At 46.0% G+C, this 20,460-nt stretch carries 20 protein-coding genes; 17 read left to right on the top strand and 3 right to left on the bottom strand.

Annotated features, from left to right (window positions below; genetic code table 11):
- The first annotated feature begins 41 nt into the window (after positions 1-41).
- The gene (locus tag NCI00_RS09690; protein ID WP_253526947.1) at positions 42-590 is read left to right on the top strand and encodes a DinB family protein; all 549 of its coding nucleotides are present in this window, start codon (positions 42-44) and stop codon (positions 588-590) included.
- 224 nt (positions 591-814) lie between these two features.
- Positions 815-1,891, top strand: a complete 1,077-nt coding sequence (locus NCI00_RS09685) for a glycosyltransferase family protein (protein WP_253526946.1) — start codon at positions 815-817, stop codon at positions 1,889-1,891.
- Positions 1,892-1,955: 64 nt separating this feature from the next.
- On the opposite strand, the gene NCI00_RS09680 is transcribed toward NCI00_RS09685, so the two are convergent.
- Entirely contained in the window at positions 1,956-2,348 is a 393-nt protein-coding gene (locus NCI00_RS09680; RefSeq protein WP_166559314.1) for a DUF4890 domain-containing protein, read from the bottom strand.
- Between the two features lie 96 nt (positions 2,349-2,444).
- Between NCI00_RS09680 and NCI00_RS09675 the strand changes: the two genes are divergently transcribed.
- The 10 genes from NCI00_RS09675 (at position 2,445) to NCI00_RS09630 (ending at position 14,294) form a co-directional block, all read left to right on the top strand.
- Positions 2,445-3,467, top strand: coding sequence for a formylglycine-generating enzyme family protein (locus tag NCI00_RS09675; RefSeq protein ID WP_253526945.1), 1,023 nt, complete (start codon positions 2,445-2,447; stop codon positions 3,465-3,467).
- Between the two features lie 64 nt (positions 3,468-3,531).
- On the top strand, positions 3,532-3,804 hold the full coding sequence (locus tag NCI00_RS09670; protein WP_206023284.1) for a TIGR03643 family protein: 273 nt from the start codon (positions 3,532-3,534) through the stop codon (positions 3,802-3,804).
- On the top strand, positions 3,804-4,415 hold the full coding sequence (locus tag NCI00_RS09665) for a DUF429 domain-containing protein (RefSeq protein ID WP_253526944.1): 612 nt from the start codon (positions 3,804-3,806) through the stop codon (positions 4,413-4,415). Before NCI00_RS09670 ends, NCI00_RS09665 begins: the two co-directional genes overlap by 1 nt.
- Before the next feature lie 3 nt (positions 4,416-4,418).
- Positions 4,419-4,571, top strand: a complete 153-nt coding sequence (locus NCI00_RS09660; RefSeq protein ID WP_166559317.1) for a DUF2256 domain-containing protein — start codon at positions 4,419-4,421, stop codon at positions 4,569-4,571.
- Positions 4,572-4,762: 191 nt separating this feature from the next.
- Positions 4,763-6,964: a penicillin acylase family protein gene (locus NCI00_RS09655; RefSeq protein ID WP_253526943.1), complete on the top strand. Its 2,202-nt coding sequence runs from the start codon at positions 4,763-4,765 to the stop codon at positions 6,962-6,964.
- 241 nt (positions 6,965-7,205) lie between these two features.
- Positions 7,206-10,697 (top strand): DUF4175 family protein, encoded by a 3,492-nt coding sequence (locus NCI00_RS09650; protein WP_253526942.1) that lies wholly within the window; start codon positions 7,206-7,208, stop codon positions 10,695-10,697.
- Positions 10,698-10,871: 174 nt separating this feature from the next.
- Positions 10,872-11,591, top strand: coding sequence for a hypothetical protein (locus NCI00_RS09645; protein WP_253526941.1), 720 nt, complete (start codon positions 10,872-10,874; stop codon positions 11,589-11,591).
- Entirely contained in the window at positions 11,581-12,756 is a 1,176-nt protein-coding gene (locus tag NCI00_RS09640) for a class I SAM-dependent methyltransferase (protein ID WP_253526940.1), read from the top strand. The genes NCI00_RS09645 and NCI00_RS09640 overlap by 11 nt, the downstream gene beginning before the upstream one ends.
- A 107-nt stretch (positions 12,757-12,863) precedes the next feature.
- On the top strand, positions 12,864-13,388 hold the full coding sequence (locus NCI00_RS09635; protein ID WP_253526939.1) for an acyl-CoA thioesterase: 525 nt from the start codon (positions 12,864-12,866) through the stop codon (positions 13,386-13,388).
- A gap of 51 nt (positions 13,389-13,439) precedes the next feature.
- The gene (locus NCI00_RS09630) at positions 13,440-14,294 is read left to right on the top strand and encodes a hypothetical protein (RefSeq protein ID WP_253526938.1); all 855 of its coding nucleotides are present in this window, start codon (positions 13,440-13,442) and stop codon (positions 14,292-14,294) included.
- A gap of 18 nt (positions 14,295-14,312) precedes the next feature.
- Here the strand turns inward: NCI00_RS09630 and NCI00_RS09625 are convergent, their stop codons facing one another.
- Positions 14,313-14,564: a hypothetical protein gene (locus NCI00_RS09625; protein ID WP_166559324.1), complete on the bottom strand. Its 252-nt coding sequence runs from the start codon at positions 14,562-14,564 to the stop codon at positions 14,313-14,315.
- A gap of 153 nt (positions 14,565-14,717) precedes the next feature.
- Between NCI00_RS09625 and NCI00_RS09620 the strand changes: the two genes are divergently transcribed.
- The 5 genes from NCI00_RS09620 (at position 14,718) to NCI00_RS09600 (ending at position 19,760) form a co-directional block, all read left to right on the top strand.
- On the top strand, positions 14,718-15,527 hold the full coding sequence (locus NCI00_RS09620; protein WP_013925918.1) for a glycogen/starch synthase: 810 nt from the start codon (positions 14,718-14,720) through the stop codon (positions 15,525-15,527).
- A complete protein-coding gene (locus NCI00_RS09615) occupies positions 15,511-16,869 on the top strand; it encodes a DUF4270 family protein (RefSeq protein WP_253526937.1) in 1,359 nt (452 codons plus the stop codon). Before NCI00_RS09620 ends, NCI00_RS09615 begins: the two co-directional genes overlap by 17 nt.
- Before the next feature lie 209 nt (positions 16,870-17,078).
- Positions 17,079-18,917 (top strand): glutamine--fructose-6-phosphate transaminase (isomerizing), encoded by a 1,839-nt coding sequence (gene glmS / locus NCI00_RS09610; protein WP_253526936.1) that lies wholly within the window; start codon positions 17,079-17,081, stop codon positions 18,915-18,917.
- A 61-nt stretch (positions 18,918-18,978) separates the two neighbouring features.
- A complete protein-coding gene (locus tag NCI00_RS09605) occupies positions 18,979-19,377 on the top strand; it encodes a Dabb family protein (protein WP_253526935.1) in 399 nt (132 codons plus the stop codon).
- Between the two features lie 143 nt (positions 19,378-19,520).
- Positions 19,521-19,760: a 4a-hydroxytetrahydrobiopterin dehydratase gene (locus NCI00_RS09600; RefSeq protein WP_114462161.1), complete on the top strand. Its 240-nt coding sequence runs from the start codon at positions 19,521-19,523 to the stop codon at positions 19,758-19,760.
- Positions 19,761-19,889: 129 nt separating this feature from the next.
- Here the strand turns inward: NCI00_RS09600 and atpH are convergent, their stop codons facing one another.
- Entirely contained in the window at positions 19,890-20,426 is a 537-nt protein-coding gene (gene atpH / locus NCI00_RS09595) for an ATP synthase F1 subunit delta (protein ID WP_114069482.1), read from the bottom strand.
- Between the last annotated feature and the right edge of the window lie 34 nt (positions 20,427-20,460).

The raw sequence follows: 20,460 nt of genomic DNA, 5'->3' as shown, positions 1-20,460 counted from the left end.
GTCACGCCAAAACTGCTTATTTCCAAAACTTCATCTATTCCATGAAAATCAGCCGCAAAGCCGCACTCAATACCCTCACGGGCGCATTCGTATCTATGCCTTTTTTGGGGTTTTCACGTACAAAAAAAGAACTTCAGACTTTTAAACAGGAGTTTGGTGTCGCTTGGAAACGCTCACAAGACTACACGCTAACGGTGTTTAACCAAATGCCCGAACAACATATTGATTTTAAATACACACCCGAGTCTATGAGTTTTCGGACGCAATTTGTGCATTGTGTTACGTTCACGGCCATGCAACTGGCGGGGCGGTTGGAAATTCCCAACCCCTACGAAAATAAAAAAGATTGGGAAAAACTGACCAAAGCCCAGCTTTCCGACGAAATCAAAGGGTTTTATGCGTGGGTTGAAAAAGTAGCGGGAGAAGTTTCGCCCGAGCGGCTCGCCAAAGAGGAAGGATTTGCGGGTGGCAAAATCCAAGTTTGGCAATTTTTCTACGCCATGGAAAACCACATAATCCACCACCGCGGCCAAGCCATTTGTTATGTGCGCCTCAAAGGCATCACACCCGAAGGTTATGTGGGTTGGTAGGAGTAGTGAGTGGTGAGTAGTGAGTAGTGAGTGGTGAGTAGTGAGTAGTGAGTAGTGAGTAGTGAGTAGTGAGTAGTGAGTAGTGAGTAGTGAGTAGTGAGTAGTGGCAAGTCTCTTTTCAACTATTGAGTTTCCTAAAAACAACAAATCCATAATTATTTGGTAATGAAGAGCTAATATCTTTTTCGGTGCTTTGGGGTAGCATTAAATTTTAGCCAAAGCAGTTGAAAAAAGTTCTCTTTTTGGTACAGGGCGAAGGGCGTGGTCATTTGACCCAAGCCATTTCGATGAGTCAAACATTGCGCGATTCGGGGTATCAGGTCGTAGCGGTATTGGTGGGAGGTGCGGTCGAACGACCCATTCCCGCCTTTTTTTATGACCAAATTCAAGCCCCCGTAGAGGCGTTTTCCAGTCCAAATCTGGTCTTTAATACCGAAGGAAAAGTCGACTTCAAAAAAACCATTGTGCATCATTTGCCCAACACCATTCACTTCGGAAAAAGCCTAAAACAAATCAACCAGGCCATAAAACGCTATCAGCCTGACCTAATTGTCAATTTTTACGAAATTTTGGGTGGGCTCTTCAATTGGCTGTATCGCCCGCCCGTTCCGATGGTCTGCGTTGGTCACCAGTACTTATTTTTTCATTCCAGCTTCCCGTTTCCCCAAAAAGGGTACATCGACCGTTTTTTGGTCAATTTCAATTCCCGACTTACAGCTTTGGGGGCAAAAAAAATGCTGGCGCTTTCGTTTGACGCCCTCAGTGATCAACCTTCCAAACAGCTCTTTGTAGTATCGCCCCTGTTGCGGCATGATATTCATTCATTGGTTATATCCCAAAAAGAATATATTCTAATTTATCTCAACCATCCTGCGTTGTACGGCCAAATCCTCGAATGGCACCTCAAGTATCCAGAAGTACCTTTACATTGTTTTTGGAGCAAATCAGACGCTCTGCCCGAAGAAAAAATTGACGAAACGCTCACCCTATACCGATTGGATGGAGCTAAATTTTTAGAGAAGCTATCGGGCTGTAAAGCCTTGGTTACGACGGCGGGTTTTGAGTCCGTCTGCGAAGCAATGTATTTGGACAAGCCCGTGATGGTGGTCCCAATTCACTACGAACAAGCTTGCAATGCGGCTGATACCGAGCGAGTTGGTGCGGGTGTGGCGGCCGACTGTTTTGATTTATCGGTCTTGATGGATTATCTACCGCAGCATCAACCCGTGGGCGAAACCTTCCGTCAATGGTGTAGAGAAGGAGAAAAACAATGGCTGAGACATTTGGAAAGTGTTGTATAAAAAAACGTCGGCGAGGTTCAAAACCTCGCCGACGTTCCTCGCCGACGTTACAGCCCATTAACGCTTACTTTCTTCTGCGATTTCCACCCCCGCGAGGCCCGCGTTTTTCACGCTCGGCAGCTTGCCATTCTTGGTATTTTTTGAATTGGTCTTCGCTCAAAATACCTTTCAGACTCGTTTGAAATTTTTCATTGATGCCTTTCATGCTCTCTCGCATGGCTTCACGGTCACCCGCATTGGTTTCCCTGATTTTCATAACTTCCTGCGTGCGGCCCAATTCCAAATCGTAGATTTTTTTGGTGGTAGCGTCGTCGAGCGTCAACGCTTGTTTTAAATCTGCCGAAACGCGCTCAGCCCGCTTTTGTGGGTCCATGGGCTCGCGTTGAGCAAATGACAATTGGGCTCCAATGGCCAGCACCACTACAAAAATGGTGCGAATGATGTGTGTTTTTTTCATGGTTTTTTAATACCGTCAATGCGGTTGTTTTCTGTTTCGTTATCTTTGATGGACCAAACCTTACAAGGTTTAATTGTCCACTATTTTCACTTGGTTATGTTACGCACCTTCCTCCCCCTTTTATACAGCTCAGCATTGTTGGTTTCTTTTTTATCGTGCCAAGAAAAAGCTGATAATCAACAGATTGACACATCAACCACCCAAGCGACTGAACTTAATAATGAGTTTCTAAAAAAACTCAATTTCCCTTCAACCGTCAGCTATCTTGGTTTAGAGAAGCCCAAGGACACAACAGTGGTCAATGTGAAATCGGGAACCGCACCCGCTGATATGGTTTACATTCAGGGAGGATTGGTGCAGATTGGCTCTGACGAAGGCTTGGAGCAGGAACGTCCTTCTTTTTGGGCCAAGATAGCGCCATTTTGGATGGACACACACCCCGTAACCGTTGCTGAATTTCGGAAATTTATCAAAGCTACCAACTACAAAACCGAAGCCGAAACCTTTGGCAATGCGGGCATCATCGACGAATCTACGGGCCAACAATGGATTTTGAAAGACGGAGCTAACTGGCATCATCCTATGGGGCCTGACTTTCCTGCCGCCGCCGACGACCATCCCGTAACGCAGGTTTCGTGGAACGACGCCAACGCTTACGCCAAATGGGTGGGCAAGCGCCTACCGTGCGAGTTGGAATGGGAACACGCCGCCCGCAACGCCCGCAACAGCCGCGCCATTTATTCATGGGGCAACGACATCCAAACCAAGGGAAAATACAACGCTAATATCTGGCAGGGGAAATTTCCCGTCAAGAACTACAACGAAGACGGTTTTGCATATACGTCGCCCGTAGGAAAGTTTGGCAAAACACCCCTCGGCCTCACCGACATGAGCGGCAACGTATGGGAATGGCAGTCCAACCCAAAATTCAACTACGAAGCACTCTTCCGCACACCCACCCGCGACGGCGACCTCTCGCCCGAACTCGCTCAACGCGGCGGCTCATTTCTCTGCGAACCTGGTTGGTGCCACGGCTACCGCGTATCGGGCCGTTCTTCGTCTACATCCGAAACCAGCCTTTTTCACGTAGGATTTCGGTGCGTGAAGGATATAAAATAGGAGTTTTTAAAACAAACAAAACCTCTTCAAAAGTGTTAACCCGTACAAACAAGCTTTGTACAAAATGAATTTATCCGAACAAGACATCGACCGCATTGTACAAATGGCGTGGGAAGACCGTACCCCTTTTGAGGCAATTGAGGCGCAATTTGGCCTGCCCGAAAAAGAAGTGATTGCCCTCATGCGGTCGCAGATGAAACGTAGCAGTTTTGAGATGTGGCGCAAACGCATGAACGGCCGCTCGACCAAACATCAGGCCCTCCGCAATGATACCATTGACCGTTTTCACTGTTCCCAACAACGCAGCATCAGCCTCAACAAAATTGCGAAACGCTGATGTTAAGTACTTTTACAGGAATTGACTATGGCTCCAAAACATCGGGCAATACGGTGGTTTGTTACCACGACGGTCGAGCCATTCACTTTTATGAAGCCGACAAAAAAGACGCGGACTTATTCATCATTGACTGGATAAGCAAATATAATTTGGATCAAAACCGTCCAGCACTAACGACTATCTTTCTGGATGCGCCTCTTTCTTTACCCGCTGTTTATCAATCCATTGTGGGTTTCTCCAATTATCACTACCGCCAATGCGACGTGGCGCTCAAGGCCATGTCACCGATGTTTTTGGGCGGGCTAACCGCCCGAGCCATGGAATTGAAACAACACCTCCAAGACAAAATGAACGTTGAAACCTACGAAGTGTATCCCAAAGCCATCGCCCAAATATTGCTGCCAGACCATTATCATAAAAAACTGACTACTAACGAAATGGAAGCCCTTTGCGGAATGTTGTCCAGAGCTATTCCTGAACTTTGTTTAGCGGAGTATCCCAAAACTCAGCATCAATTCGATGCACTGTTGGCGTGGGTTTCGGGGTATCGCTTTCTGAATCAACAACACCTCATTTTCGGAGACATACAGGAAGGCATTATTATCGTGTAGAGGATGAAAAATGTCAAAAAAGAAAACCTTCCCCAAAAAACCTGCCCAGTATGCGGCAGGCCATTTTCGTGGCGAAAAAAATGGGAGAAAGTGTGGCACGAAGTGAAATATTGCAGTGACCGTTGCCGAAACAACTCTAAAAAAACGAGTGGGTAAAATCCAAAAGCCTCGCCAGAAGCGAAGCATGGGTAGCCGATAGAGCGTTTTTTGGATTATTATTAGCATTTATTTTTTTATGCCGTTATCGGTGTTTTTTTAAGGAGCCTCCTTTTTTGCTTTTACAAAAAATCTTCTAAATTGCCATACTACGACTCCCCTTATCATCAACAAGTTAAAAATCCGTATTGATGGCACAACTCTTTACCTCCCTCCTAGCCTTTATGATTTTCGGCACGGGCCTCCTTCAGGCTCAAACCTTCTCCCCAGACGAAATCGCTCACCTCCAAAAACAAGCTAAGCGCATCACCATCGTCAAAGACAAATGGGGAGTACCGCACGTATACACCAAAACCGACGCCGATGCGGTGTTTGGCATGATGTACGTGCAGTGCGAGGAGTTTTTTGAGAAAGTGGAAAATACCCTCATCACGCGATTGGGGCGGCAGGCTGAAGTACAAGGAGAACGGGAATTGTACCAAGACCTGTGGGCGCGGACTTTTATTGACTCGACACGCGCCATAAAACTCTATTATCAAACCCCCAAATGGCTCCGCAAACTGTGCGATGCCTACGCGGCTGGCGTCAACTTTTACATGATTTCGCATCCTGCCAAAAAGCCGAAACTCATCACCCGGGTGGAGCCGTGGATGGTCTTAATGAATAATATTCCCTCCATTACGGGTAGCAACCTTACCGAACTTGAATTTCGTCAATTTTATTCGAAAGAGGCGGGGCTTTCGCTATCGTACGTGCCAGAGGCCAATCATGAATTTTACCAAGAAGCGGGTGGCTCCAACGGGTGGGCACTGGCCCCGTCGAAAACGCAGAGTAAAAATGCAATGTTGCTCATCAATCCTCACTCCGAATTTTACGGACGAATCGAGATACATTTGGTCAGCAAACAGGGTTTGAACTCTTACGGTGCGCCATTTCTGGGCCAATTCAATATCTTTCAGGGCTTCAATGATTTTTGCGGTTGGATGCACCCCATCACCCTTTCCGATGCCAAAGACCTCTATGCCGAAACCGTCGAAAAGAAAGACGGGAAGTACTCCTACCGTTACAATGGCGAACAGCGCGGCATTGACAGTTCGCGCATTACGGTCAAGTATAAAAAAGGCAATGAACTGTTATCCAAAACCTTCACCGTTTACCGCACCCACCACGGCCCGGTCGTGGCGGTCAGGGATAAAAAATGGATTACCCTAAAAAGTACCGACGCTAACATTGAACTTTTGGGCTTGCATTGGCAGAAGATGAAATCCAAAAGTTTTGAAGAATTTCAATCGACCATTGGCAAGCGTGTCATGGTAGGCAACAACATCATTTACGCCGACCGAAAAGGCAACATCGCGTACTGGCACGGCAACTACGTTCCAAAGAGAAACCCAGCATACGACTGGAAACGCCCAGTAGACGGCAGCACCAATGCCACCGAATGGCAAGGTACGCACGACCTTAGCGAGATTCCGCATTATATCAATCCCGCCAACGGCTGGGTACAAAACTGTAATTCTACCCCGCTCTACGGCGCGGGGGCGTTTGATACGCTCATGAGCCGCAAGCCTGCCTACATGCTGCCCGATGGCCATACCCCACGCGCCATGAACGCCGTGCGACTGCTAAACAACCTAAAAAACGCCACGATTGACGATGTTATCATGGCCGCCCATGACACCTATTTGCCCAATGCCGAGCGCTTTATTCCAACCTTGGTCAAGGCATTTGATACCAACCCCACAGACTCGGTTTCCGTGCAGCTTTCTGGCCCGATTCAAGCATTACGAAACTGGAATTTTCGGGCCGATACCACCTCCGTCGCCACTACATTGGGCGTTATGTGGGTCGAGAAAATCATTCCGTTGAACGTGGCCCGCCTCAAAAAACCAATTGCCAACGAAGAAAACTATTCGGTTACCAACGGCGCCAACCTCTCCATCGACTTTATCACGCCAAAAGAACAGCTCGATTTGTTGTCACAAGTTGTTCAGGAATTGAAAAAAGATTTCGGCACTTGGGAAGTGCCGTGGGGTAGCATCAATCGTTTTCAACGCGTTAAAGAAGGCGAGACCTTCAGCGACAGTCGCCCGAGTTGGGCCGTGACCGCCACGCCAGGCCCGCTGGGTTCGCTCAATGCCTATTCAAGCCGCAAAGTTCCACAGGCGAAAGCCCATTACGGGGTCAATGGCAATACCTTTGTGGCCGTCATCGAATTTGGCAAAACCCTCAAAGCCAAGACCATTCTGACGGGTGGAGCCAGCACAGACCCAGCTTCACCGCATTTTACCGACCAAGTTAAAGGCTACATCAACGGGCAATTCAAAGAAATCTTTTTCTACAAAAAAGACGTACTGAGCAATGCCGAGCGCATTTATCGCCCCGGCGAATAAATTTGTAGGGGCAGACGCAAGGCCTGCCCCTACGTTTACATTTTACAATTATTATTTTGCGGTTCTACGGTTTTATAATGAGGGCTGATGTACCCCGTGCCCTATAAATTTCCCCCAATTTGCGTTATTATCAGAATCTTTCTTAGCCTTCGCTACTTTTTGCATCATTTTTGCGTTAAATTTATTGTTAACTTTAGAAGCTATATTCTAACCCTTTAAGCACCGTTCAAAACACCACTATATGAAAACCCAACCCCTTTCCGTATTGCAGGAGCGCATTGGTGAGTATAAGCGGAAATTTTACCTGAATCAACTCGTCAAAGGTGTGATTTTTGCGGCAGCGTTTGTGCTGTCGGCGTACTTATTTGTAAATACCATCGAGTATTTCGGCCGCTTTAGTTCTGCGGTGCGCGGCACCCTCTTCTTTGGATTTTTAGCCATTTTGGGCTACGCGTTGGCGCGTTGGGTGATTACGCCTTTGGTGCATTTGTACGGTTTACGTAAATCACTTTCGGACGAAGAAGCGGCGGGGCAAATCGGAAACTTTTTTCCTGAAATCGGCGATAAACTCATCAATACCTTACAGTTACGTAATTTATCAGGAGCACAAACCGACCTGATTGAAGCCAGTATTCAACAAAAATCGAAACAATTATTAATCGTACGGTTTTCAGACGCGGTCAAAATTGACCAAAACCGTCGTTATCTCAAATACGCCATTTACCCATTGGCCGCTATTGGCTTGGTATTGCTCATCAATCCACGCTTTTTTGCCAACAGTTCTGACCGCATTATTCACTTTGAGAAAGAATACAACGACGCCCCCTTTACCTTCAAACTCGACAATACAAATCTAAAAGCATTTCGCAATGAAGACTTTACGTTGAAGGTTTCGCTCGCGGGCGGTGCTTTGCCCGAAGCAGTTTATGTAGTTCATAATAAAGCCAAGTTTAAGCTCGAACCCGAAGACGCCGACACTTACAGCTATACCTTCAAAAATGTGCAACGGCCTATCGAGTTTCAATTTGAAGCTGCTGGCTATAAATCAAGCGATTATAAACTCACCGTGGCCGAGCGCCCCAGCCTGTTGTCGTTTGATGTTACCCTCCAGTATCCCGCTTATTTAGGCAAGCCAGCCGAACAATTGAGCAATGTAGGCAACCTAACAGTACCCGAAGGAACAACCATCACCTGGGATTTTAACACCGACGCTACCGAAGAAATGGCCTTGGCCTTTGAAGGCGACAAAAACGCGTATACGGCCGAAAGCAAACTGACGGGCGGGTATGAGTTCAGAAAAAATGTTCGGAAATCTGCCAACTATGAAATCAAGCTCAAAAACGACGAGTCAAACAACCGCGAGAAAATCAGCTATTTTCTCAACGTCATCAACGACAAACATCCGACCCTGACTTTAGAAAATTATCAGGATACAACTTTATACAACTACTTCGTATTGGGCGGTAACATTGCCGACGACTACGGCTTCTCCAACCTACGCGTGTTTTATAATTTACGCCGCAAAGGCGACAAAACCGACGAGAAGAAAACCGTTTATAAAGGATTCGGGATTCCATTCAACAAATCAACGACCAACCAGACTTTCTACTTCCAATGGTACGTTGACAGTCTGCGCCTTACTCCTGGCGACCGCATCGAATACTACGTTCAGGTGTGGGACAATGACGGTGTAAATGGGCCCAAATCGGCCAAATCACGCATGATTGATTTTGCGGTTCCGTCCAAAGAAGAAGTGCGGGCCGAAGCTGATAAGGCCGCCGAGAAAACCGAAGCCCAAATCAACAAAACCCTCCAGAAAGCCAAGAACTTACAGAAAGAGTTGGAGAAACTCGACCAACGTCTGAAAAGTGAACGAGAGCTGGATTTTCAGGATAAAAAGCAAATCGAGGACTTGCTCAAGAAGCGCGAAGAGCTCATGAACGACATGAAGAGCATGCAAGAGCAAACGCAAACATCCCAAGAAAAACAGGAACGTTTTGCAGAGCAAAGTCCCGAAATGAAGCAAAAAATGGAGCAGTTGCAAAAACTGATGAAAGAATTGCTCGACCCCGAAACCAAAAAGCTGTACGACCAACTTGAAAAACTCCTTCAACAACAACAGCAGGACGATAAGATGCAGGAGTTGATGAATAAGCTAAAAAACAAGGAATTCAACGCTCAGAAAGAAATCGAAAAAGCGCTGGAGATGTTTAAGCAACTTCAACTTCAGCAAAAAGCGGAGCAAATTCAGAAGGACTTGAACGAAATGGCCGAAAAACAAGAAAAACTGGCGGAGAAAACCGAAAAAGAAAGCAAAGAGCAAGAAGCCAAAGACAAGGAAAATAAAGACCAGAAAGGGAAAGATAAAGACGGTAAAGACCAGAAAGATAAAGACCAAAAGGGAAAAGATCAGGAAGGTAAGGACCAGAAAGACCAAGAGCAAGACGGCAAAGAAGATGCCAAGCAAGAAGAACTAAAGAAAGAGCAGGAAGAACTGAATAAAGAGTTTGAAGAAACCAAAAAGGACATCGAAGAACTCGAAAAATTGAACGAAGAACTTGCCGATAAGCAGGAAATAGACACCGGCAAGGAGGAACAGCAGGAAGTGGAAAAAGAGCAAAAAAACAGCTCCAAACAACTCCAGCAAAAGCAGAACAAGAGCGCCTCTCAATCGCAGAAAAAAGCGGCTAAGTCCATGAAAAAGATGGCCAAACAGATGGAAGAGTCGATGGAGAGCGCCGAAATGCAGGAAATGGACGAAAACATGGACAACCTGCGCGATATTCTGGAAAACCTGATTCACCTTTCGTTTGACCAAGAGCGCGTCATGAAGGATTTTAGAGGTGTTAATTTGCAAGACCCGCGCTTTGTTAAACTGGCGCAGGAACAACTCAAACTTCAAGACGATGCCAAGGTGATAGAAGACAGTCTATACGCTCTCGCCAAGCGTGTCATGCAAATCCAGACGTTCGTAACCCGTGAGCTCAACGACATGAAGTTTCACATGACCGAAAGCACGCGCTACATCCGCGAACGCCGCCTCAACATGGCGACCAGCAAACAGCAATTTGCCATGACCTCAATCAATAACCTGTCGTTGATGCTCAGCCAAACACTCCAACAAATGCAGGCGGCGATGATGGCGATGGCCAGCCCAGGGAGCGGCAGCAAGAAAGGCAGCAAAGGCAAAGGAAAAAGTCCAGGCAGTTTAGGCGAGCTCCAAAAACAGCTCAACAACCGCATCCAGCAATTGCAAAAAGGCCAAGGACAGGGCCAAGGCGGCATGGGCGGACGACAAATGTCGGAGCAATTGGCACAAATGGCCGCCGAGCAAGCGCGTATTCGTCAGATGCTCAAGGAGTTGATGGACTCGCAAAAAGGCTCAGAAGGCGGCCGAAAAGTGGGGAATGAGGTCAAAGAGTTGATGGACAAGATGGACGAAACCGAAACCGACTTGGTAAACAAACGTATCAATCCAACGGTCATCAAACGTCAGGAAGAAATCGTAACGCGGTTATTGGAATCCGAAAAAGCATTGCGTCAACAGGAAGAAGATACCCAACGCAAGTCTGAAACGGCCAAGCCACAACCTCGCAACCCGCCCGCAGAATTTGAACAATACGTGAAAGACAAGCAGCGGCAAACGGAATTATTGCGCACTGTACCACCGAGTTTTGCCCCATTCTACAAGCGCGAAGCCGATAATTATTTTAAGAAATCAGGCGAGAGATAACCCTCATCGGGACTACATAAAAAACGGGGAGGCGGGCAGATTGTCGGCCTCCCCATTTTTTTGTTTTCCATTTATCTCTAGCACCCATCCCTATTCATTAAATTTGCGCCTGTAAGCTTTTGAAGATAACCTACTTTCGATTACTTTGCGGAAGATTTTTTTAAATAAAAAGCCATGAAAAAAATACTAATTTTTGCCTTTTTGACCGCTTCTTGTACTTCGCTTTTGGCCCAAACCGAAAACGCCAATAACCTCATCCGCGACGTAGACGGGCGCCTAAACATGGGAAACTACATGACTTCGTCGTTCGACAGCCGCTATGAAGGATTAAAGGGCTCTCCTTTTTTTATTTCCGAATGGATTAGCGGAGAAATGGCCTTTGTGGATGGACGTGTGTTCAAAGAAGTCCCCCTTAAATACAACGCTTACTCCAAAGAATTGGTCATGAAACGCCCCGGCGGAGATTCAATCATTGTATTTCCTTACCAAGTTAATTCATTCATTATCAATGACCCCGTCACTAAAGCAAATTTTGAATTTAAAAGGTACCCCTCGGCACATACCTCAAAATACGACATGCGCGACATCTATTTTTTGACCTTATACCAAGGGAAAACCAGCTTGGTAAAGTTAATCAGCAAGACCCTAAAAAAAGCCGATTATAAAGACCCTTACAGCAACAACGTGCGCTACGATACCTTTGAGGATGCCAACGAATATTTTTTACTCAAAACCGACGGCAGCCTGACGAAAATCAAAAAGAATAAAAAGTCAGTACTCGGCGCTCTGTCTGACAAAGAGGAAGCCTTAAAAGCACTGATGGAACAAGAAAAATTAGACATAAAAACTGAGCGCGATCTCGTGGTTGCCGTTGCTAAATACAATGCTATCTAACGAACAAATCGCTTTTATTCAACAAAACAGTCAGGCAAATCCGACTTCTTTACGGCTCAAATACGGCAAAGAAAAAGAGTTTGTCATTGCCCAAATTGAGGCTCGGCAAAAGGCCCGTACAAAACTACCAAGCTGGTGTGCCGAGCCTCGTTTGGTATTCCCGCCCGCTGTGTCGGTCGAACAAAGCTCTTCCGAAGCCACCGCTCGTTACAAAGCCGACATCATGAGTCAAACAGCCTCAAAAACGATTGTTGACGGCACGGGTGGCATGGGAATTGATTCTTACTATTTCTCAAAACATTTTGAATCCGTCACTTACATCGAGCAAAATGAAAAACTGGTCGAGCGCGCACGCCACAATTTCGACATCCTGAACACCCCCAACATCGAATGTATTTGCAACGATTCCATCGCTTTTTTACAACGGTTGACGGGCAAAGTGGATTGGCTTTATCTCGACCCCGCCCGCCGCACCGCCGACCAACGTCGAGTGGTAGGATTGGGGGATTGCGAGCCCGACGTCACCAAGCACTTGACTTTATTTTTGGAGAAGGCGCACCACATCCTTGTGAAAGTATCGCCTTTGTTAGACCTAACACAGACGTTGTTGGAAGTGCCGCAAATCAGGGTCGTTCACGTAGTTGCGGTTGAAAATGAGTGCAAAGAATTATTATTGGAAATAGGAACACCCGCTACCGACCTTGTCATCAAAACCATTAATTTCAAGAACGACGGCAGCCAACAAATCTTTGATTTTTACTGGTCAGAGGAGTCAGATACCGTTGTTGAATTCAGTACCCCTCTGCGGTACATTTACGAACCCAACGCCGCCATTTTGAAAGCAGGAGCGTTTAAAACAGTCGCCGCAAAATACCAAATTGCTAAAATTGCCCCACACAGTCACCTCTATACTTCTGAAAGGCTGGTACGGCTATTTCCTGGCAGAACCTTTGAACTAATTGCCACGGTAAAAGCTGATAATAAAGCGCTTACGCCCTATCTAACAAGCGAAAAAGCAAACCTTACCCTCCGAAATTTCCCCGGTACTACCGACGAACTTCGCAAAAAACTAAAACTAAAAGACGGGGGTGACGTATATTTGCTGGCCACAACGCTCGCCAACGCCGATAAAAGGCTGCTGGTTTGCCGTAAAGTGAAAGATTAATCATCATCCATTAATCGTACAACCCATTTTAACGTTTAACTCACCCTGGTGCTGGCCTAAAAACGCCTCACCAATCAATTATTTTACAACGTTTTACCGTTACTCTCATGTTTTTTGAACGTATACCCGGCAAAGAATATCCCAAAGAACCCGAATCGCGCATGGTGATTCGTTTTCAGGATTGCGACCCCTTGCAACACCTCAACAACGCTAAATACTTTGATTATTATTTCAACGCCCGCGAAGACCAAGTAGCCAAACTTTACGAATTCAACTTCGGACGCCTTTTTCGGGAATTGGGCCAAAGTTGGGTGGTTTACCAACACCAGATTGCCTATGTGCGTCCCGCCATGGTAAGCGAATGGGTTCGGATTACGTCCCGATTGATTTATTTTAATCAAGATACCACCGTCACGGAGTATTACATGACCGACGACACCCGTACCCAACTCAAAAATGTACTTTGGGTAACCTCCAAATACATTGATGTACGGCAAGGAGAACGCGTGATTCACCCGCCTACGGTTATGGATTATCTGGAAACGACCTGCCTCCCAAACGTCGACTTTCACAACTGGAACTTCAATGAGCGCATTCGTGAAATAAAACACAGCCTGAAAGCGAAAGGCTAATCCGTCTCCGCTTCACCTCGTAAATCCTTCATTCTAACAATTTTTGTCCATATGCAGTGGCTTCAAGATACGGCTTTTATCATTAACTATTACCTCAAACGAGCACATTGGCTTAGTTTGGACGTGGTAGCGGGAGCCGTCGTCACCCACATCATTGCGAGCCGTTTGCCCGACGGCCACGGGAAAGTTTCGTGGGCCTCCACGCTTTTGGTAGGAATTGCCGTATTTATGATTTACGTCGCCGACCGTTTATTAGACAATCGTAAATCCGACCACTCCCCTACTCCTCGACACGATTTTCACGTTAAAAACGAAGCTTGGTTGATTAAAATTCTTTTGGGATTGGGCTTGATTTCATTGGTACTTCTGTTCTGGATACCCTCAAAAGTCCTTTGGTTTGGCGTCGGGTTAGCCAGTTTAGTGGGCCTCTATTTGGGGTTTGCCTTCCGGATTTCTGCCAAACATACGGCTCAGGTTTTTAAAGAGCCGCTGGTAGCGATTGTATACACCGCAGGCATCTGGGGGCCTGCTATCCTGACCGAGACTACCCTCGCGTGGGAAAGTCCCGTGTTGATGGGTTTATATGGCTTATTGGCTTTCCAGAATTTATTACTGTTCTCATGGTTTGAGTCCCTGGAGCTGGACGAAGGCTTTTCACTCGCTATCGCGTGGGGTACCGAAACGGTCTCCTCGGTCCTGAATTGGTTGCTGGGATTGATTATCGTCGGAGCATTGGCCGTGATTATTTTCACCACTTATCGGTATTGCGTCAGGGCCGCAATCGTCGTCGTTGTGATGAGCGGGTGTATGCACGTGCTGAAACGCTCTTCGGCCAAAGTACTTCCCGACGAACGTTATCGCCCCTTGGGCGACGGTATTTTTTTAATTAGCCTCTGGTTATTGTAGAAAATCAACGTGATAGACTTATTTTTTCTTTTTAAGCGAAGGCTTCACTGTCGCCTTGGGTTTCACTTCTTTTTTTGGATCATATTTATCCAAAAGTGGCACTGCCCCCCGACGATAGCGCAGGTATTGAAAACCCAGAAGACACGATAGGCTAAGCATTAAGAGCCAATAGCTTTCCTGAAATTGAGTCCGACGGAATTCCATAACCCACAAAATAAAAAAGCCCAACGTGGCCCAACCAACCAAGCTCTCAACCAAAGGAGTTTTCATAGATTCGATAAAGGAGAATTTTAGGCAACAAAGGTAATATCTTTCGGCCATATCAAATAAATCTCGGGGAATATGGTTGAAAATCGCCAAAATTTTGTATAATTTTGCAAAATTTTTCTTCAAAACCAATCCTATCAAGCTTTACCAAAGCCTATGAGTAAACTACGGATTTTGTATGTAGCCAGCGAGATAAATCCCTTTCTCCAAATCACTGAGGTAGCCGACTACGTAAGAAAACTTCCCCAAGCGATGCAAGAGCGGGGCATGGAGATACGCATATTAGTACCACGTTTTGGTCTCATCAATGAGCGCAAAAACCGCCTCCACGAAGTGGTCCGCCTTTCTGGTATTAATATTTCAGTCGGTGACGATGAGAAACCGCTGGTAATCAAGGTGGCTTCCATCCCAAGCGCCAAATTACAAGTTTATTTTATCGACAACGAAGACTATTTCCACCGAAAGTCCGTTTTCTTAGACAAGGACAACAACTTTTTTGACGATAACGATGAGCGCGCCATTTTCTTTTGCAAGGGAGTTCTCGAAACCGTTAAAAAATTGGGATGGGCTCCCGATATCGTTCACTGCAACGACTGGATGACCGCCCTTATTCCCCTTTACCTGAAAACCACTTACAAAAACGATCCGATGTTTAAGGATACAAAGTGTGTTTTCACCGTCTACAACAACGCTTTCAACTACAAATTTGAAGGCGATATTTTAGACAAAGCCAAAGCCATGGACGTCAGCGATGAGGCATTGGCGCATCTGCGTTCTGCCGATTTTGAAGGTTTTATCAAAATTGGATGTGCGTATGCCGATGCCGTAGTAAAAGCTGATGATGATTTTAGTGAAAGTTTAAACAGAATCCTTGATGAATTGCCCGAACGCAAGCTTGAACTGGTTGAAGAAGACGAAAACTATACCGACGCTTATTACAACTTATATAATGAATTGGCCGGCTAAAACAGCCGGCTTCCTGGTCATCGCTTTTGCTATTCTGCTGGCAGCGTGCGAAGCCCCGAAAGAAATCGGACTCCCGCCCGAAGTAATCGCAGAGGTACAGTTTACCGACACCGTTACCGTTCGCACCAGCACCGTTCTTTTGGATTCAGTTCGTACTTCCAATGCGCAACAAATGCTCGTAGGGAACTACCGCGACCCGATTTTTGGTCGGGTTTCGGCACAACCCTTCTTTGAGATGGGGCAAGCACTCAACCTCAATTCAGACGGCAGTACCAATACCTACGTCTTTGATTCACTTCATCTGAATGTTGCGTATTCTTACCTGTATGGCGATACGCTCCAACCCTTTGAGGTAAAACTTCATCGTTTGAGTGATTCGCTCAGAACGGGCAAAAATTACTATAACAACAGCAGCATTCCGTACGACGCGGCCGCGCTAGCCAGTGTCAAATTCAATCCGACTCCTTCAACCAACAATACGTTCCAGTTTAAACTTCCTAACACATTAGGACAGCAGCTGCTGGATTTGAGCGGAAAAACGGAAGGCAGCACGGCGCTTAAATTTGCGCAGCAGCTCAGAGGTTTTACGTTGGTGCCATCGGCAAGCAATGGAATGGTGATAGGGTTTTCTCCTGCAACCTCGGGAATCAGCCTGAACCTCTATTATCACATTACCAACGACACCATCGCGTACGTATTTCGGGTTCCTGTGCTGAAGCGCTTTAACCAAATGCAAGCAGACCGCCAAGGAACTGCCTTGAGCCAAATTCAACCGTTGAAACCTTTGCCCGCCGCCCAAACCAAAGGCCTGAATTATGTTCAGGATGCCCTCGGTATTGTGACTAAGGTTGAGTTTCCGTATTTATCAAAATTATTCGGAGATGGGCGCGTTGCCATCAATCGTGCAGAGTTAAATATCGTGCCCAATCAACCTGAGCATGTTGGAGGTCTATACGGATTACCTAGTACCCTTACGATGGCCGAAACCGACGAAACCAACCGAGTCTTAAGGTCAAAAGGAGATACCGAATTACTGCTCCCAGTAGATGGCGCTACTTTTCAGTCGTATGTTTTGCCGCAAATCGTCCCGTACACCTCTAAATTCCGTAACTATAACTTCGTACTTACCACGTATTTACAGGCGGTTTCTATCGGTTTTAAGAAAAGTAACGCTTTGTTGCTGATGCCAACGAGTCAAGGGTCTACCCTACAATCGTACGTATCGGGCAACCAAGCCTTAACAAGTTTTTATCCGTTTATCAACAATAAGGTGGACCGTTTTACCATAAACCCCACCCCAGAAAACGTGAAGTTAAGGATCTTCTATACCGTGACTAAGTAAAAAAATAACGATAAACATTGGATTTAAAAAGAGAGCGGAAAAACTTCCGCTCTCTTTTTGTTTTTGTAATATTTCAGTAAATTTCGAGAATTTTAGGTATATTTATTGTACTAAAATAAGTTTTTTAAAAAAGTTTTTAGGGCTCTTTAGGTTGATAATTTTTTTTAAAAACGGCAGAGTCCCTCAACTCATCTAAAACATCTCTTACTATGTGCGGAATTGTAGCGTATGTGGGCCACCGCGAAGCGTGTCCTCTCATCCTGAAGGGTCTCAAACGTCTCGAATACCGAGGCTACGACAGTGCTGGTGTAGCGCTGCTCAATGGAGACGGTCTAAAAATCTACAAAAAGAAAGGTAAAGTCATTGACCTCGAAAATGAACTCCAAAACAAAGATTTACACGCTACTGTCGGCATCGGCCACACGCGTTGGGCCACCCACGGAGAGCCAAATGATATCAATGCTCACCCTCACTATTCAAACCATAAAAAACTGGCCATTATCCACAATGGTATCATCGAAAACTACGACAGTCTAAAACAGGCATTACTCAAAAAAGGCCACGAATTTCGTTCACAAACAGACTCAGAAGTCTTGGTCCATTTCATTGAAGACATTCAGCAAGAAACCAATTGTTCGTTGGAAGAGGCCGTACGTCTCGCCTTGCAGGAGGTGGTGGGTGCATACGCCATCGTTTTAATCTCCGAAGATGACCCCACGCAGCTGATTGCCGCCCGCAAAAGCAGCCCGTTGGTCATTGGCGTGGGCGAAAATGAATTCTTTTTTGCGTCTGATGCTACCCCCATCATTGAATACACCAAAGATGTCATTTACTTAGACGACAACCAAGTGGCCTTGGTACGACAAGGAGAGCTTAAAATCGTTAATCTCGAAAATGAACGCCAAGCTCCTTACATTCAAAAGTTAGAACTGGAATTGGAAGCCATTGAAAAAGGCGGCTATGACCATTTTATGCTGAAAGAAATCTTCGAACAGCCGCGCTCCATTGCCGATAGTATGCGCGGACGGGTCAACAGCGAAGAGGGAACCTTGCAGTTGGGCGGCCTGAGCGACTACATGGACAAACTCGCCGAAGCCAAACGCATCATTATTGTAGGTTGTGGCACGTCGTGGCACGCGGGGCTGGTGGCAGAATACGTCTTTGAAGAACTCGCCCGAATTCCCGTAGAAGTCGAATACGCTTCGGAGTTTCGTTACCGCAACCCTATTATCAACCCAGACGACTTCGTCATTGCCATTTCTCAGTCTGGCGAGACCGCTGATACCCTCGCGGCCATTCAGCTCGCTAAATCGAAAGGAGCGACCATTTTTGGCGTGTGCAATGTGGTCGGGTCATCCATTGCGCGCGAAACCCACGCGGGAGCCTATACCCACGCGGGGCCCGAAATCGGCGTAGCAAGTACGAAAGCCTTTACGGCACAAGTGACTGTGTTGACACAAATGGCTATTGCCATTGCCCACAAACGGGGTAGCATCACCGAAGAACTCTACCAACAATTGCTCCTCGACCTATCGGCGATTCCGCAAAAGGTGGGGCAAGTGCTCAAAGCCGCCGACCGCATCAAAGAAATTGCGTATATTTTCACCTACGCCCGCAATTTCATCTATCTGGGGCGGGGGCTGAATTTTCCCGTTGCGTTGGAAGGGGCTTTGAAACTGAAAGAAATTTCGTACATCCACGCCGAAGGATACCCCGCGGCCGAAATGAAACACGGCCCAATTGCGCTCATTGATGAAGACATGCCGGTAGTTTTTATTGCTACCAAAGACAGTTCCTACGAAAAAATCGTTTCCAATATTCAGGAAGTAAAAGCCCGTAAAGGCCGCGTGATTGCTATCGTGACCGAAGGCGATGAGCTGATTCCGAACATGGTTGATTTTGTGATTGAAGTACCCGAAACGCACGACATCCTGATTCCGTTGCTTTCATCCATTCCGCTACAATTACTTTCGTACTATGTGGCCGTAATGCGCGGACGCAATGTGGACCAGCCCCGAAATCTGGCAAAATCTGTCACCGTAGAATAACGGAAGTTAAGTCAAACCTCTTTTCGTATTTTTGTCGGGTACTCACCTATTTAATTCTTTTATGAAAAAATCAAATCGTCGTTCATTTCTAACCGCCGCTACCCTCGTCGGAACGGGGGTGGTTGCCAACGTCATCGCAGCTGCGCCCAAAAAGCAGCTTGTACACCACGTTTTCTTTTGGCTCAAAAACCCAGGCTCCGTAGCCGACCGTGATAAACTGGTAGAAGGCGTAAAAACCCTCTCAAAAATAGAGACCATCCGTAAACTACACGTGGGAGTATTAGCAAGCACCGAAAAAAGAGATGTAGTAGATACAAGTTGGGATGTATCGGAGTTGATGTTTTTTGACGACACGGCGGGGCAAAAGGTATACCAAGACCATCCGATTCACCAAGAATTCATCAAAAACTACTCCCATTTGTGGAGCAAAGTAGTGGTGTATGATGCGATGGAAGCTTGATAAATGGCGTTTTTTCAACGATGACGTCAAGGAATAATTATTACCCATCTTTCGCCTCGTTGAATAATAAAGTATGTCAGTTTTGAAAGATTAATCGTTAGTAGAGATACCAACGGTTAATCTTGACCATAACAAATTGATATATGTGGATAGAACAAAACAATAAGCTCGTAAAAGAATACGAATTTGAAGACTTCAAAGAAGCCTTTGCATTTATGACCAAAGTGGCCGAAGTAGCCGAGCAGATGAACCATCACCCTTGGTGGTCAAACGTTTATAACAAAGTGACGTTTGAGCTTTCTACACACGATGCAGGCGATAAAGTGACCGAAAAAGACGAAGCCTTGGCCGATGCCATCGAAGAAATTTTTGAGGCGATGTAGTCTCATTCCTACCGACACTCAGCCCCCTTTCTCTTAAAAAGAAGGGGGTATTTTTTTGATAACCAACAAAAAAAGCCCTCATCGCAAAGCAATGAGGGCTTCTGTCACTCTAAGCAGATAAAAAATATCTTAGTTGAGCAACTTCAATTTTAAATCGTTTAAGCGCGTGCGAATAGACGCATCTACTTGCCGGTCTCCAACGCGCAACACGTATCCTCCAATGAGTTTCTCATCTACTTTCTCCTCTAATTCAACTGTTTTGCCAGTAGCTTCTGCTACTATGCTCACAAATTGTGTACGTAATGGAGCGGTCAATGGCATCGAAGAAGTAATGAGCGCTTTGACAATGCCTTTTTTCTCATCATACAGCTTGATAAACTCTTCCGCGATACTAAACATAATTCCTTCGCGGTTTTTCTTCGTGATGATGGTAAAGATCGTATAAGAAGTCGGACTTACTCTGGTCTTAAACACTCCTTCCAGAATAGCCAATTTCTTGTCGTGACGTACCACAGGGCTTTTCAGGGCCAACATCAATCCACGATTTTCTTCTGCTGTCTGCTTGAAGAAAAGCATATCCTGATAAACAGTGTCCACCACGTTTTGTTCTTGTGCCAAGTCAATAAGCGATTTGGCGTATCGTAATGCTACGGTAGATTCAGACATAATTTATTGAACAGTTACCATTGAACATCAACAG

The organism is Runella salmonicolor (assembly GCF_024158025.1).
In the GTDB taxonomy this organism is placed as follows: Bacteria; Bacteroidota; Bacteroidia; order Cytophagales; family Spirosomataceae; genus Runella; species Runella salmonicolor.
Note: the sequence above shows the minus strand (reverse complement) of the source record. Positions and strands in the feature narration are given on the sequence as shown.

Coding starts and splice junctions, on each gene's coding strand:
- NCI00_RS09690 (WP_253526947.1), top strand. CDS start 42: ATGAAAATCAGCCGCAAAGCCGCACTCAATACCCTCACGGGCGCATTC.
- NCI00_RS09680 (WP_166559314.1), bottom strand. CDS start 2,348: ATGAAAAAAACACACATCATTCGCACCATTTTTGTAGTGGTGCTGGCC.
- NCI00_RS09675 (WP_253526945.1), top strand. CDS start 2,445: ATGTTACGCACCTTCCTCCCCCTTTTATACAGCTCAGCATTGTTGGTT.
- NCI00_RS09670 (WP_206023284.1), top strand. CDS start 3,532: ATGAATTTATCCGAACAAGACATCGACCGCATTGTACAAATGGCGTGG.
- NCI00_RS09665 (WP_253526944.1), top strand. CDS start 3,804: ATGTTAAGTACTTTTACAGGAATTGACTATGGCTCCAAAACATCGGGC.
- NCI00_RS09660 (WP_166559317.1), top strand. CDS start 4,419: ATGAAAAATGTCAAAAAAGAAAACCTTCCCCAAAAAACCTGCCCAGTA.
- NCI00_RS09655 (WP_253526943.1), top strand. CDS start 4,763: ATGGCACAACTCTTTACCTCCCTCCTAGCCTTTATGATTTTCGGCACG.
- NCI00_RS09650 (WP_253526942.1), top strand. CDS start 7,206: ATGAAAACCCAACCCCTTTCCGTATTGCAGGAGCGCATTGGTGAGTAT.
- NCI00_RS09645 (WP_253526941.1), top strand. CDS start 10,872: ATGAAAAAAATACTAATTTTTGCCTTTTTGACCGCTTCTTGTACTTCG.
- NCI00_RS09640 (WP_253526940.1), top strand. CDS start 11,581: ATGCTATCTAACGAACAAATCGCTTTTATTCAACAAAACAGTCAGGCA.
- NCI00_RS09635 (WP_253526939.1), top strand. CDS start 12,864: ATGTTTTTTGAACGTATACCCGGCAAAGAATATCCCAAAGAACCCGAA.
- NCI00_RS09630 (WP_253526938.1), top strand. CDS start 13,440: ATGCAGTGGCTTCAAGATACGGCTTTTATCATTAACTATTACCTCAAA.
- NCI00_RS09625 (WP_166559324.1), bottom strand. CDS start 14,564: ATGAAAACTCCTTTGGTTGAGAGCTTGGTTGGTTGGGCCACGTTGGGC.
- NCI00_RS09620 (WP_013925918.1), top strand. CDS start 14,718: ATGAGTAAACTACGGATTTTGTATGTAGCCAGCGAGATAAATCCCTTT.
- NCI00_RS09615 (WP_253526937.1), top strand. CDS start 15,511: ATGAATTGGCCGGCTAAAACAGCCGGCTTCCTGGTCATCGCTTTTGCT.
- glmS (WP_253526936.1), top strand. CDS start 17,079: ATGTGCGGAATTGTAGCGTATGTGGGCCACCGCGAAGCGTGTCCTCTC.
- NCI00_RS09605 (WP_253526935.1), top strand. CDS start 18,979: ATGAAAAAATCAAATCGTCGTTCATTTCTAACCGCCGCTACCCTCGTC.
- NCI00_RS09600 (WP_114462161.1), top strand. CDS start 19,521: ATGTGGATAGAACAAAACAATAAGCTCGTAAAAGAATACGAATTTGAA.
- atpH (WP_114069482.1), bottom strand. CDS start 20,426: ATGTCTGAATCTACCGTAGCATTACGATACGCCAAATCGCTTATTGAC.